This window comes from Citrobacter sp. RHBSTW-00570 (assembly GCF_013739755.1).
GTDB classification, from domain to species: domain Bacteria; phylum Pseudomonadota; class Gammaproteobacteria; order Enterobacterales; family Enterobacteriaceae; genus Citrobacter; species Citrobacter braakii.
Map to the genome: position 1 here is coordinate 1,925,915 of NZ_CP056399.1, position 13,898 is coordinate 1,939,812.

9 protein-coding genes are annotated in these 13,898 nt (G+C 52.7%); 7 read left to right on the forward strand and 2 right to left on the reverse strand.

The window, feature by feature from the left end; all coding sequences use genetic code 11:
* The first annotated feature begins 97 nt into the window (after nt 1-97).
* Nucleotides 98-967, forward strand: coding sequence for a DNA-3-methyladenine glycosylase 2 (gene alkA / locus HV237_RS08980; RefSeq protein WP_047359131.1), 870 nt, complete (start codon nt 98-100; stop codon nt 965-967).
* On the opposite strand, the gene HV237_RS08985 is transcribed toward alkA, so the two are convergent.
* Nucleotides 935-4,264: a diguanylate cyclase gene (locus HV237_RS08985; RefSeq protein ID WP_047359230.1), complete on the reverse strand. Its 3,330-nt coding sequence runs from the start codon at nt 4,262-4,264 to the stop codon at nt 935-937. The two genes, alkA and HV237_RS08985, sit on opposite strands and share 33 nt — an antisense overlap.
* 315 nt (nt 4,265-4,579) lie before the next feature.
* On the opposite strand from HV237_RS08985, the gene udk reads away from it, so the two are divergent.
* The 3 genes from udk (at nt 4,580) to asmA (ending at nt 7,770) form a co-directional block, all read left to right on the forward strand.
* Nucleotides 4,580-5,221, forward strand: coding sequence for a uridine kinase (udk, locus tag HV237_RS08990; protein WP_003036776.1), 642 nt, complete (start codon nt 4,580-4,582; stop codon nt 5,219-5,221).
* A gap of 91 nt (nt 5,222-5,312) precedes the next feature.
* Nucleotides 5,313-5,894: a dCTP deaminase gene (gene dcd, locus HV237_RS08995; protein ID WP_016153598.1), complete on the forward strand. Its 582-nt coding sequence runs from the start codon at nt 5,313-5,315 to the stop codon at nt 5,892-5,894.
* Nucleotides 5,895-5,919: 25 nt separating this feature from the next.
* Entirely contained in the window at nt 5,920-7,770 is a 1,851-nt protein-coding gene (asmA, locus tag HV237_RS09000; RefSeq protein WP_047359130.1) for an outer membrane assembly protein AsmA, read from the forward strand.
* 44 nt (nt 7,771-7,814) lie between these two features.
* Here the strand turns inward: asmA and HV237_RS09005 are convergent, their stop codons facing one another.
* A complete protein-coding gene (locus HV237_RS09005; RefSeq protein WP_019077138.1) occupies nt 7,815-9,398 on the reverse strand; it encodes a TerC family protein in 1,584 nt (527 codons plus the stop codon).
* A gap of 654 nt (nt 9,399-10,052) precedes the next feature.
* Here HV237_RS09005 and HV237_RS09010 point away from each other — a divergent pair.
* Genes HV237_RS09010 through wzc form a run of 3 tightly spaced genes read left to right on the forward strand, consistent with a single transcriptional unit; the run spans nt 10,053 to nt 13,806 of the window.
* Nucleotides 10,053-11,192, forward strand: a complete 1,140-nt coding sequence (locus HV237_RS09010; RefSeq protein ID WP_046275963.1) for a polysaccharide export protein — start codon at nt 10,053-10,055, stop codon at nt 11,190-11,192.
* Between the two features lie 5 nt (nt 11,193-11,197).
* A complete protein-coding gene (gene wzb / locus HV237_RS09015; protein ID WP_016156925.1) occupies nt 11,198-11,647 on the forward strand; it encodes a low molecular weight protein-tyrosine-phosphatase Wzb in 450 nt (149 codons plus the stop codon).
* Nucleotides 11,644-13,806, forward strand: coding sequence for a tyrosine-protein kinase Wzc (wzc, locus tag HV237_RS09020; RefSeq protein ID WP_047359129.1), 2,163 nt, complete (start codon nt 11,644-11,646; stop codon nt 13,804-13,806). Before wzb ends, wzc begins: the two co-directional genes overlap by 4 nt.
* Nucleotides 13,807-13,898: the final 92 nt, after the last annotated feature.

The window sequence follows — 13,898 nt, forward strand, 5'->3', positions numbered from 1 at the left end:
TAACGAAATGTTGACGCTCCGACAACTGGAATATGAAAGCAAGGCGCATCGATTGAATACCGTTTATGCTGTAGGTTTGCATAAAAAGGAAAACTGAATGTTCACGCTGAGCTGGCAACCGCCTTATGACTGGCCCTGGATGCTGGGATTTCTTGCCGCCCGTGCGGTTGACGGTGTCGAAACGGTGGAGGAACTGAGTTATACCAGAAGCCTGTCCGTAGGGGAGCATCGGGGTCTGGTGCGCGTCGTACCGGATTTGCACGCCAATGTGCTACACGTGACGTTAAGTCCGGGATTACAACCCGCCGCCCCCGAGTGCCTGGCGAAAATAACCCGCTTGTTTGATCTTACCTGTTGCCCGCAGCAAATTGTCAGCGCGCTGGGAAGCCTTGGTGCGGCGCGTCCGGGACTGCGCCTGCCGGGATGTGTCGATGCTTTTGAGCAAGGGGTACGGGCGATTTTAGGGCAGTTAGTCAGCGTGGCTATGGCGGCAAAACTGACAGCGAAAGTCGCGCATGCTTATGGCGACACGCTGGAGGATGCGCCAGGGTATGTTTCTTTTCCCACGCCTGAAGCGCTTGCTGACGCCGAACCTCTGCACCTGAAAGCGTTAGGGATGCCGCTCAAACGCGCTGAAGCGTTGATTCACCTGGCGCGTGCAACGCTTGAAGGAACGCTTGCGACAGAAGCGCCTGACGATATTGAGCAAGGCGTTAAGCAACTACAAACGTTTCCCGGAATAGGGCGCTGGACCGCCAACTATTTTGCGCTGCGTGGTTGGCAGGCGAAGGATGTTTTTCTGCCGGATGATTATCTGATTAAACAGCGTTTTCCCGGCATGACGCCAGCCCAGATCCGGCGGTATGCAGAGCGTTGGAAACCCTGGCGCTCCTATGCACTCTTGCATATCTGGTACACGGATGGCTGGCAACCGTCAGTTGATGGCGAAATTACTGGTATTCAGTAGCAGATCCAGCGGTTGGGCGTTGGCAATAATGTCGCCATAAATCATATCAATACCGATGCCGGAAAGCGCATCCATAATAAGCGGCAACTGCACCGGACCGGCGATGCTTTTAATGTCCAGACGCTGGGCATGGCCCTGGATAATGGACACCCACATCTCGTCAATCAGGTCTCCGTGAGCGCTGGCGCTTAGCTCGCTGTCAAGCAACAGGTAATCGACAATGTGGTATTTCAGATTGTCAAAAAGCTCTAAATCACGACCGACCTGACTTAACACAATTCGACAACCGAACTGACGTAGCCGATGCAGGGCGGATATCGCCTGCGTTGGATTCGTTTTGATGACGCTGGCCGGAACGGTCAGGTGCAGCAGCCGTGGCGGTAACGGGCTATGTTGCAATTGTTCCAGCAGCTCATCAACAAGTTCTGAATTGAGCAGCCCGGCGGCGGAAAGGGGGAGCGCAACACTGAGGCCCTTGCTGGCGACTGCCGGGGCAGCATTCTGGAAGAATTCGCTGAATACCCGACGGTCGAGCGCTTGATTCAATGTGGGATCGACCAGCCCGGTACGGAATGTCTGCTCTTCAATCACTTCGCCTTCAGCGGTCCCTAAGCGTAGCGATATAAGCCAGAAGCTAAACGTCTCAGGTATACGTGGAGAAGCCACGCCTCTGGCGATCATCAGCATCGGGCTGTGCGTAATGGTATGCTTTTGTTCGTCCAATGACAGTTGGCTACGCGCGGCATGCGCCTGGCTTTGCTGGGGTTCATAGACGCAGACACGCCCACGTCCGCTGTTTTTCGCCGCGTAGCAGGCGATATCCGCCTGAGACATGACGTCAGTCGCGATATGGTTTTTGTCATCAATCAGCGTAATTCCCGCACTGGCGCCAATGCGGTGCAAGCGGCCATCCCACATGAAGTGGTAATCGTTAATAGCACTGATGATGCGACCTGAGATGAAGCGGGCGCTTTCGATATTACAATCCGGCAGCAACAGACCAAACTCGTCGCCGCCAAGGCGCGCCAGCATATCGCTGGACCGCAGCATGCTTAGCATCAGTGAAGAGAGTTCGCGCAGCAGGGCATCGCCTGCGGCATGACCTGCGCTATCGTTCACCGCTTTAAAACGATCAAGATCGATAAAAACCAGCACATGACTCTGGTGCGCGTCGTGCACCGTATGCAGCAACTGTTTGAGATGGTTTTCAAAGCTGACCCGATTGGCCAACTGCGTCAGGTCGTCATGCGAAGCGCTGTAGCTAAGCTGGCGTAGCATCTTACGTGACTCGGTGACATCCTGAATGACCAGCACCGAGCCAATGCTGCCGCCATCAAGGGTGCTGAGGGGCGTGATGCTGTACTGAATGTCATAACTGTTGCCGTTGCGACAATGCAGGACGACTTCCTGCTCCATTGCCTTACGTGACATGTCGGCACTGTAGATATTTTCCATCAGCGGACCGTTATCGCCGAAAGTAATACGCAGTACTGTCAGGAGCGGAATGCCAATTGCGTTTTCCTGCTGCCAGCCGCTCATTTTCTCAGCGACCGGATTCATAAAGGTCACATTCATGTCGACATCAATACAAATCACCGCCTCGCCGATGGAGTCCAGCGTAATATGCAAACGCTCTTTTTCTTGAAACAGCGCTTCGTTGAGCTGCTTCACCTCGGTCATATCCATATTGATGCCAAGTAAGCGTTCAACTTCACCGTCTTTATTCAGTACCCGGTTGGCCAACGAGCGGATATGCCGTATGCCACCTTTTACTGCGATACGAAACTCAAGCTTAAACGGGGCTCGTGCGGCCAGCGAATCGCGAATCACATTTTCGGCGTGTTCGCGATCTTCAGGCACAACGCATTCATACCAGACTTGCCAGCTGGGCTTGATATGTGCCGGGACTTCGTAGAGATCGAACATACGCTTATCCCAACTGATCACATCAGGCTGCAGTTCCCATTCCCAAATGCCGATCCCCCCGGCTTCATTAGCGAGCGTAATGCGCTCCATCAGCCGTTTGTTCATCCACTCGGTGTGCTTCAGATCGTTAATGTCCTCAATCTGCGCAATAAAGTAGAGTGGGGTGTTGTCGCTATGGCGCACCAGCGAAACGGCCAGCAAAGCCCATACCACCTCGCCTGCGCGCGTGTAATAGCGTTTCTCCATGGAATAGCTGTTAATTTCCCCGCGCGCCAGCATGTTTAACTGTTCGAGGTCATTGTTCAAATCTTCCGGCCAGGTTAATTGCTGGAAGGTGAGCGAACGTAGCTCCTCCTGGCTATAGCCCAGAAACTGGCACAAGGCTTTATTGGCCTGTAGCCATTGCCCCTCGGTCCCGACCAGCGCCATGCCAATTGCGGAATACTCCATAGCATTGCGAAAGCGCGCTTCGCTTTCTGAGATGTGCTTGCGTTCAGCCCGAAACGCGTACATCACCATGGTCATCATATTGGCTGGCAACAGGATCATCAAAAACGGCAGCCACGGTATGCTGGTCATCATGTTCTGTTTGGGGGTGTAGAGCAGCGAAGGGTCAGCGGCCAACATCAGCGAAACCATCATCACGGTGCTGAGGAAAATTAAAAACGCCTCCATACGCGGCAGACGGACAGCGCTCCACATCAACAGGACAATAACGCAGGTAAACGGCCATGGAATGAACATCATCGACAGCCAACTGAACGTTAACGTCACCAGAAGCGTAATCAGAGTTTCAAGCAGTAATCGCGGATTGCGGTGGCGCAGCAGATAATGTGGCTTAAACAGTAAACCTAATGGTACCAGCGCCAGCGCGCCGATGGATTCTGACAGCACCCAAATGAGGAAGGTATTTAACGACGTTTCTTGCGGTAATAATAACCAGAGTAATACGCCGCCCAGCAGCGGAGGGACCACTGCGCTGCCGAATGCCAGGCGCGCCCAGTCGTTGAGATTTTGTAAAGGATTGTACCAGGGCAGCAGTTTGCGCAATAACATTGCCCCCACGACAGCCTCAATAATGTTGATGGCCGTGTAGGTAAAGCTAAGCGACTCTCCGGGGAAGAAGAGCAAAGAACCCGCGATGTTACCCAATGAGCACGCCAGCGCGATCCCCGGCCACATTTTTCCCGCATGACGGTAAAAAGCCACCATCATGATTGAGGTCGGAAACCACAGCGGCGCCAGCTGCGCCCCGAAACGAGACAGTTCCAGCGAGAACAGCGTAAAGATGAAAGCCACCAGACCTAAACTGGCCAGGCGCAGTAGAGGATGAGGTAAGGTAACTAAAACATGTTGGGATTGTTTACTCATTACCACTCTACCCAAATAGCCGTTGTCGCCCAGTAGAGATGCCGGACGCATCACATTTAATCTGGGTTTATGCTAGTACAAATAATTTACAATTTATACGCCAGCTGCTCATAAATTAACACTCTCAAGCTATTAATTACTAAGGCTGGCGAATAAATGTAGCGCATGCTTTAAATATGACCGTTTTAATTTGCGACAGGGAAGGCATTGGTGCAGCCTGGGCTGGCGTCGCGCCGCTGAAATCCCTATAATTGCCGCGTTTGGCGTTTCGGCGCCGCCCTTCCTAACATCCAGGTTAATCAGGTCGCTAAATTTATGACTGATCAGTCCCATCAGTGCGTCATTATCGGCATTGCCGGCGCATCGGCTTCCGGCAAGAGTCTTATTGCCAGTACTCTTTATCGCGAATTGCGTGAACAAGTCGGTGACGAACATATTGGCGTTATTCCCGAAGACAGCTATTACAAAGATCAAAGCCATCTATCGATGGAAGAGCGTGTAAAAACCAACTACGACCATCCGAACGCGATGGATCACAGCCTGCTGTTCCAACATCTGCAAACGCTGAAACGCGGTAGTGCCATTGAGCTGCCGGTGTACAGCTACGTTGAGCACACGCGCACGCAAGACACTATTCATATCGAACCCAAGAAAGTCATCATCCTGGAAGGCATTTTGCTGCTGACGGATGCGCGTTTGCGTGATGAGATGAACTTCTCTATTTTTGTTGATACCCCGCTGGATATTTGCCTGATGCGCCGTATCAAGCGCGATGTGAACGAACGTGGTCGTTCAATGGATTCAGTGATGGCGCAATATCAGAAAACCGTCCGTCCGATGTTCCTGCAATTTATTGAGCCTTCAAAACAATACGCCGACATCATTGTGCCGCGCGGGGGTAAAAACCGCATCGCCATCGATATTCTGAAGGCTAAAATCAGTCAGTTCTTTGAATAAGTTCAGCGAATTGTGTACCGTTCAGTGATAACCTGGTTCACCCTTAATGCACCTGGCATTAAGGGGTTGAAGCACGAAAGGAGAAAGTGCCATGCGTTTATGTGACCGAGATATTGAAGCCTGGTTGGATCAAGGTCGTCTGTCGATCAATCCACGCCCTCCTGTCGAGCGAATCAACGGCGCCACGGTAGATGTGCGCCTTGGCAACAAATTCCGTACGTTCCGCGGGCATACGGCGGCGTATATCGATCTGAGCGGACCGAAAGATGAAGTCAGCGCCGCGCTGGATCGCGTGATGAGTGATGAAATCGTCCTCAAAGACGGCGAGGCATTTTTCCTGCATCCGGGCGAACTGGCGCTGGCAGTGACGTTCGAATCCGTGACGCTGCCTTCCGATCTTGTGGGTTGGTTAGATGGCCGCTCTTCGCTGGCGCGTCTGGGACTGATGGTACACGTCACCGCACACCGTATCGATCCGGGCTGGTCTGGCTGTATCGTACTGGAGTTTTACAACTCCGGAAAACTACCGCTGGCCCTGCGTCCTGGCATGCCGATTGGCGCATTAAGCTTCGAACCGCTTTCCGGTCCGGCGGCGCGACCTTACAACCGTCGTCAGGATGCAAAGTATCGCGATCAGCAGGGCGCCGTTGCCAGCCGGATCGATAAAGACTGAGTATTTTCAGTCCATTGGGGATAGCATGAGACGATTTCTGACGACGCTGATGATTCTACTGGTCGTGCTGGTGGCCGGTTTTTCTGCGTTAGTACTGTTGGTGAATCCGAATGATTTCCGCGCATATATGGTCAAGCAGGTTGCTGCGCGTAGCGGGTATCAGCTGCAGTTGGATGGTCCGCTGCGTTGGCACGTATGGCCTCAGCTGAGTATCCTCTCGGGGCGCATGGTGTTAACGGCTGAAGGCGCCAGCGAACCCCTGATTCGTGCCGACAATATGCGTCTTGACGTCGCGTTGTGGCCGCTGTTGAGTCACCAGCTCAGCGTGAAGCAGGTGATGCTCAAAGGCGCGGTGATTCAACTGACCCCGCAAACTGAAGCGGTGCGCGGCGAAGATGCGCCCGTTGCCCCAAAAGACAATACGTTGCCCGACCTGGCTGAAGACAGAGGATGGTCGTTTGATATTGCCCGCCTGCGTGTTGCCGATAGCGTTCTGGTATTCCAGCATGAAGACGATGAACAGGTCACGGTTCGCGATATTCGTCTGGACATGGAACAGGATAACCAGCACCGCGGCACGTTTGATTTCTCCGGGCGCGTTAACCGCGATCAGCGTGACCTCGCATTATCCTTCAACGGCAGCGTTGATGCCTCCGACTATCCGCATAACTTATCCGCGAATATTGAGCAGCTAAGCTGGCAACTGCAGGGGGCTGATCTACCGGCGCAGGGGATCAAAGGTCAGGGACAGTTTCAGGCGCAGTGGCTGGAAGAGAAAAAACAGCTCGCGTTTAGCCAGATTCATTTGACCGCTAACGACAGCTCTCTCGCCGGGCAAGCTCATGTGACATTGTTGGATAAACCAGAATGGGCCGTCGACCTGAAGTTTGGTCAGCTCAATCTGGACAATCTGCTCGTACAGCGTGAGGCTGTGACGACGAACGGTGAGGTTCAGCAAGGTCAGAGTCAGTCAACGCTGGCGCGCCCCGTTATTGCTTCTCAAGTTGATGCCGTTTCGTATCAGGGACTGAAGGGATTTTCGGCAGACATCGCTTTGCAAGCTGACAAAGTGCTGTGGCGGAAAATGGTGTTTGACAATGTCTCGGCAAAAATTGACAACCAGTTCGGCTTATTGAACGTTACGCAGTTGCAGGGGAAAAGTGACGGTGGGCTGGTGTCGCTTCCTGGTATGCTGGATGCCAGAAAAGGACAGCCGCGAGCGGTCTTCCATCCGCGCCTGGAAGGCGTAGAAATTGGTACTATTCTGAAAGCCTTCAACTACCCCATAGCCCTCACTGGTAAGCTGTCACTGGCAGGGGATTTCTCTGGCTCAGATATTGATGCCCAGGCGTTTCGTCATAGCTGGCAAGGGCAGGCCCATGTCGAAATGAGCGATACGCGAATGGAAGGAATGAACTTCCAGCAGATGATACAACAGGCCGTCGAGCGTAACGGTGGGGATGTTAAAGCTCAGCAAAACCTGGATAACGTGACCCGGTTGGATCATTTTGTAACCGATATGACGCTGGATAACGGCGAGGTTACGCTGGATAACATGGCGGGTGAGTCGGCGATGCTGGCGCTGACCGGCAAGGGAACGCTGGATCTGGTGAAGCTGAATTGCGACACGCTGTTTAACATTCGCGTGCTGGGCGGCTGGGATGGCGAAAGTAAGCTGATTAACTTCCTGAAGGCTACCCCAGTTCCTCTCAGAGTCTACGGTCAGTGGCAGGCGCTAAACTACAGTCTGCAGGTCGACCAGATTTTGCGTAAGCATTTGCAGGATGAAGCGAAACGTCGCCTTAACGACTGGGCCGATCGCAATAAAGACTCCCGCAACGGTAAAGATGTTAAAAAGTTGCTGGATAAACTCTGATTCATATTGCCGGATGGCGGTTGATGCCGCCTCCGGCTCGTGATTTACACCTCGTAATCCATCTCTTCTTCACTGTGCAGCGGTATCAGTTGGACTTTTTGCACGCGATGATTTTCCACCTGCAGGGTTTTTAGTCGATAGTCGCCAACCTGAACTTCCTCCCCGGTTTTCGGGATGCGCTGCAAATACTCCATTAACAGTCCGGCAATGGTGTGATATTCACGCTTATCATCTAACGGGATAGGCACGTACTGCACCAGATCTTCCAGCGGCATGTGTCCGTTTGCGGTCCATGAACCATCCGCGTTTTTCTGAATGTCATGGCGGGCGTCAATCTCCTCTACCTCATTTGGCAGGTTACCGGCGATGGTTTCCATCACGTCACTGAGCGTTACAATCCCTTCAACTGACCCAAATTCATCGGCCACAAAAGCGAAGTGCGTCCGGGCGTTACGAAACTGCTCAAGCGCCGGAAGCAGCGGCAGAGTTTCCGGGAATACCAACGGCTGGCGAATCAAGACGCGTAAGTCGAGCGGCTCGCCGCGAAGAGATTGCTGCAGCAGGTCGATGACATGCACCACGCCCAGCAAGTCTTCCTGCTCATCTTCGCCGGTGACCACCAGACGCGTATGCTGGTTTTTTTCCAGCAAAGCGCGGATTTCTGTTTCCGGCGCATTGAGGTCGATGTGTTCAATATCATGGCGCGAGGTCATGATGCTGCTGACCGTACGCTGATTAAGGTTCAGCACACGTTCAATCATCCGCCGTTCCTGAGGGGCAAAAATTTGTCCTTCATGATGGTCTGCCAGCATGGCCGCGGTTTCGGCATCCAGTTCGGCGTCTTCTTTTTGCCCGCTCAGCAGTCGCATTACCGCCTCGGCGGTGCGCTGGCGCAGGGTATGGTTGGCTGACAGGAAGCGACGGCGGTTAAAGATAGCTAACTGGTTCAATGCTTCTATCATGACCGAGAAGCCGATGGCGGCGTACAGGTAACCTTTCGGAATATGGAAACCAAACCCATCGGCGACCAGGCTGAAACCAATCATCAGCAAGAAGCTCAGGCACAGAATGACGATAGTTGGATGGCTGTTGACAAAGCGCGTCAGCGACTTGCTGGCAAGCACCATCAGGCTGATGGCAATAATCACCGCAGCCATCATTACTGCCAGGTGATCGACCATCCCTACGGCGGTAATGACGGAATCCAGGGAGAAGATAGCGTCCAGCACGACTATTTGCGCGACGACGCCCCAGAACTTAGCGCCTTTACGCTGGGTCGGGTTCTCGCTGTCTTTGCCTTCCAGCCGTTCGTTTAGCTCCATGGTGGCTTTAAACAGCAGGAAGAAACCGCCGAACAGCATGATCAGATCGCGCGCGCTGAAGCTCAGGCCGCGAATGCTGAACAGCGGTGTGGTCAGCGTTACCAGCCATGATATTGATGCCAACAGCAGCAGGCGCATGACCATCGCCAGCAGTAGCCCGGTAATACGCGCCTTATCCCGCTGGGCAGGAGGCAGTTTCTCCGCGAGGATGGCAATAAAAACAAGATTATCAATGCCAAGAACAAGTTCGATCACGATTAGCGTGACGAGTCCGGCCCAGATTGACGGATCGGCAATCCATTCCATAGTAAATGCTATACCCATAGTTGTATGACAATTGTCACAATTCGATCATGGGTAAAACTGGCGAAAAATGCAATGGCGAGGAGGGATTTCTCTGTAGCCTATTACAACCAGGTACGGGATATTAGCCTTAATGTAACTACAGGAAATAATATTATTAATCCAAAGCTCTTTAAGAAATATCGCAGGTGGGATATTTATATATTAATGTTGTCAATATCAATAAAATCCTAAAAATATACAAATTCAACGCTTAATATTAATCTTAAAAGCAAGTTGTCGGTAACTTGTTACCTTGCCTGATATTCGCTTAGCTGCAACAATTCCTCCGGTAATAATCAAAAGATAAATATTTCCTTATCAACCAGCGGCGCTATTCCTGATGCGTTCCCGTTGTGAATGTGATGAAAATAAAGGGGAAGATAAAAATTTAAATTAATCAGTGCATTGGTAGCTAATGAAGCCAGGGGCGGTAGCGTGTCTGGTCGCCTGAGACGAGCCTAAATTATTCTGTCAAGAGACCGCAGATGAATTCATTTTTTTTAGGACAGATGCCAGTTAAATTCCTTTTCAATTAACGGCAAGGTAAATACGTACAGGCGAAGTCGCTATTTAGATCGCACGTGATAATTACTCTGCCAAAGTGATAAATAATCAATGATGAAATCCAAACTTAAATTGATGCCTGTATTGGTATCGGTAATCTTGATAAACGGTTGTACCGTGCTTCCGGGCAGCAATATGTCTACGATGGGCAAAGATGTGATTAAACAGCAGGACGCTGATTTTGATATCGATCGCATGGTGAATGTTTATCCACTCACCCCACGACTGGTCGAACAATTACGTCCCCGACCAAATGTTGCGCAGCCTAATATGTCTCTCGACCAGGAGATTTCCGGGTATCAGTACCGGGTCGGCCCGGGCGATGTCCTGAATGTCACCGTCTGGGATCATCCTGAACTCACCACGCCGGCCGGACAGTATCGTAGCTCAAGTGATGCCGGCAACTGGGTGCAGCCTGATGGCACCATGTTTTACCCCTACATCGGCAAAGTTAGCGTGTCAGGGAAAACGTTGGCCGAAATTCGTAGTGATATTACCGGGCGCTTGGCGAAGTACATTGCTGACCCGCAGGTGGACGTTAATATCGCCGCTTTCCGTTCGCAGAAGGCCTATGTCTCCGGGCAGGTGAACAAATCCGGCCAGCAGGCCATCACCAACGTGCCGCTTACCGTTCTCGATGCCATTAACGCCGCAGGCGGTCTCACCGAGGCGGCAGACTGGCGCAACGTTGTACTGACTCATAAAGGTCAGGAGCAACGTATTTCACTGCAAGCGCTAATGCAAAATGGCGACCTGAGCCAGAACCGTCTGCTCTATCCTGGCGACATCCTGTTTGTTCCGCGTAATGACGATTTGAAAGTCTTCGTGATGGGGGAAGTGAAAAAACAGAGCACCCTCAAAATGGACTTCAGCGGCATGACGCTCACCGAAGCACTCGGCAACGCAGAAGGTATCGACCTGACCACCTCCAACGCCAGCGGCATTTTCGTTATTCGTCCATTGAAAGGCGAGGGCGGGAACAACGGCAAGATTGCCAATATCTATCAGCTTGATATGTCCGATGCGACATCGCTGGTGATGGCGACGTCATTCCGACTCCAGCCATACGATGTGGTGTACGTCACTACCGCGCCGGTTGCTCGCTGGAACCGTTTGATCAATCAGTTGCTGCCGACTATTAGCGGTGTTCGCTATATGACGGACACGGCCAGCGACCTTCACAACTGGTAATCGTCATGTTTAACAAAATCTTAGTTGTCTGTGTGGGGAACATTTGCCGCTCTCCGACGGCAGAGCGCTTGTTAAGGCAATTTCACCCGGCGCTGACGGTCTCTTCTGCCGGTCTCGGGGCGTTGGTAGGCAAAGGCGCGGACCCGTGCGCCATCAGCGTGGCGCAGGCGCACAACCTGTCACTGGAGAATCATTGTGCCCGGCAGATCTCGGGACGAATGTGCCGGGAGTATGACCTGATCCTGACCATGGAAAAACGCCATATCTCTGCCCTGTGTGAAATGGTGCCGGAGATGCGCGGCAAAGTGATGCTGTTTGGTCACTGGGACAGCGAGCGCGAAATTCCCGATCCGTATCGTAAAAGCCGTGATGCGTTTGACGCGGTGTACGCATTACTTGAACGGTCTGCCCGCCAATGGGCTCAGGCATTGAACGCAGAGCAGGGAAAACAATGACAGAAAAAGTAAAACAGTCTGCTGCGCCGGTAACGGGCAATGATGAAATCGATATTGGTCGTCTGGTGGCAACGGTGGTGGAAGCCCGCTGGTGGGTGCTTGGTATTACTGCGGCATTTGCATTATGCGCAGCGGTCTACACGCTGTTTGCCACTCCGATCTACAGTGCGGACGCGCTGGTGCAAATTGAGCAAAATACCGGAAATTCACTGGTGCAGGATATTGGCTCGGCGTTGTCGAACAAACCTCCGGCCTCTGAAGCGGAAATTCAGCTCATCCAGTCACGGCTGGTATTGGGGAAAACGGTAGACGATCTCAACCTGGATATCGCGGTTACCAAAGATACGTTCCCCATTTTTGGCGCGGGTTGGGATCGGTTGATGGGTCGCCAGAACGAAACGGTTAACGTGACGACTTTCACGCTGCCAAAGGCAATGAATGAACAGACCTTCACGCTAAGCGTGCTGAATGACAAACGTTATCAGCTGGTGAGTGACGGGGGTTTTAGCGCCCAGGGGCAGGTTGGGCAGGTGCTGAAACATGACGGCGTGACGATGCTGGTCGAGGCGATCCATGCCAGCCCTGAGAGCCAATTTACCGTCAGCAAATTCTCCACGCTGGGCATGATCAACACCTTGCAAAATAATCTGATGGTGACGGAAACCGGCAAAGACACTGGCGTACTGAGCCTGACCTTTACCGGCGAAGACCGCGAGCAAATCCGCCAGATCCTTGACAGTATTACCCGCAACTATCTGCAACAAAACGTGGAGCGTAAATCTGAAGAGGCCGCCAAAAGTCTGGCGTTTCTGGCAAAGCAGTTGCCCGAGGTGCGTAACCGACTGGACGTTGCCGAAAACAAGCTGAATGCCTTTCGTCAGGACAAAGACTCCGTGGATTTGCCGCTGGAAGCCAAAGCGGTGCTGGATTCCATGGTGAATATTGATGCGCAGCTTAATGAGCTGACCTTCAAAGAAGCGGAGATTTCCAAGCTGTTCACCAAAGCGCACCCTGCGTACCGCACCTTGCTGGAAAAACGCCAGGCGCTGGAAGATGAGAAAAGCAAGCTGAACGGGCGCGTAACGGCGATGCCGAAAACGCAGCAGGAAATTGTCCGTCTGACGCGTGACGTGGAGTCCGGCCAGCAGGTCTATATGCAGCTGCTGAACAAGCAACAGGAGCTGAAGATTACCGAGGCCAGTACGGTCGGAGATGTGCGCATCGTCGATCCCGCGATTGCCCAGCCAGGCGTACTGAAGCCGAAAACGACGCTGATTATTCTCGGCAGCATCATTCTTGGTTTGATGCTTTCAGTGGTGGGCGTACTGCTGCGTTCCCTGTTTAATCGCGGCATTGAAAGCCCACAGGCGCTGGAAGAGCAGGGCATCAGCGTGTATGCCAGCATTCCGCTATCAGAATGGCAAAAAGCACGCGATAACGTGCAGACCATTAAAGGCGTGAAACGCTACAAGCAAAGCCAGTTGCTGGCGGTGGGGAATCCGACGGATCTTGCGATAGAAGCGGTCCGCAGCCTGCGTACCAGCCTGCACTTTGCCATGATGCAGGCGCGCAACAACGTCTTGATGCTGACCGGCGTCAGCCCGTCAATTGGTAAAACGTTTGTCTGCGCCAACCTGGCGGCGGTCGTTAGTCAGACCAACAAACGCGTGCTGTTGATCGACTGCGACATGCGCAAAGGTTATACCCACGAGCTGCTGGGGACCAATAACGTTAACGGTCTGTCTGAGATCCTCATCGGCAAGGGGGATATCTCATCCAGCGCGAAACCGACATCGATTCCACATTTCGATCTGATCCCTCGCGGACAAATTCCCCCCAACCCCTCCGAGCTGCTGATGAGTGAACGCTTTGGCGAACTGATTGCATGGGCCAGCTCGCACTATGACCTGGTGCTGATCGATACCCCGCCAATACTGGCGGTGACCGACGCGGCTATCGTGGGTCGTCACGCTGGAACCACGCTGATGGTGGCGCGTTACGCGGTCAACACGCTGAAAGAGGTGGAAACCAGCCTGAGTCGCTTTGAGCAAAACGGCATTCAGGTGAAAGGGGTGATCCTGAACTCGATCTTCCGCCGCGCCAGCGGGTATCAGGATTACGGGTACTACGAATACGAGTACACCTCGGATTCGAAATAGGTAACGAACATTGCCGGATAGCGGCCCACAAAAACATATTTATACCCTAAATAACTCGAGTTGCAGGAAAGCCAACGCAGATGCAACTTGAA

Bases quoted from the DNA above. Each gene is read 5' to 3' on its own strand.
- wzc (WP_047359129.1), top strand. From the start codon at position 11,644: ATGACAGAAAAAGTAAAACAGTCTGCTGCGCCGGTAACGGGCAATGAT.
- udk (WP_003036776.1), top strand. From the start codon at position 4,580: ATGACTGATCAGTCCCATCAGTGCGTCATTATCGGCATTGCCGGCGCA.
- HV237_RS08985 (WP_047359230.1), bottom strand. From the start codon at position 4,264: ATGAGTAAACAATCCCAACATGTTTTAGTTACCTTACCTCATCCTCTA.
- dcd (WP_016153598.1), top strand. From the start codon at position 5,313: ATGCGTTTATGTGACCGAGATATTGAAGCCTGGTTGGATCAAGGTCGT.
- HV237_RS09005 (WP_019077138.1), bottom strand. From the start codon at position 9,398: ATGGAATGGATTGCCGATCCGTCAATCTGGGCCGGACTCGTCACGCTA.
- asmA (WP_047359130.1), top strand. From the start codon at position 5,920: ATGAGACGATTTCTGACGACGCTGATGATTCTACTGGTCGTGCTGGTG.
- alkA (WP_047359131.1), top strand. From the start codon at position 98: ATGTTCACGCTGAGCTGGCAACCGCCTTATGACTGGCCCTGGATGCTG.
- wzb (WP_016156925.1), top strand. From the start codon at position 11,198: ATGTTTAACAAAATCTTAGTTGTCTGTGTGGGGAACATTTGCCGCTCT.
- HV237_RS09010 (WP_046275963.1), top strand. From the start codon at position 10,053: ATGATGAAATCCAAACTTAAATTGATGCCTGTATTGGTATCGGTAATC.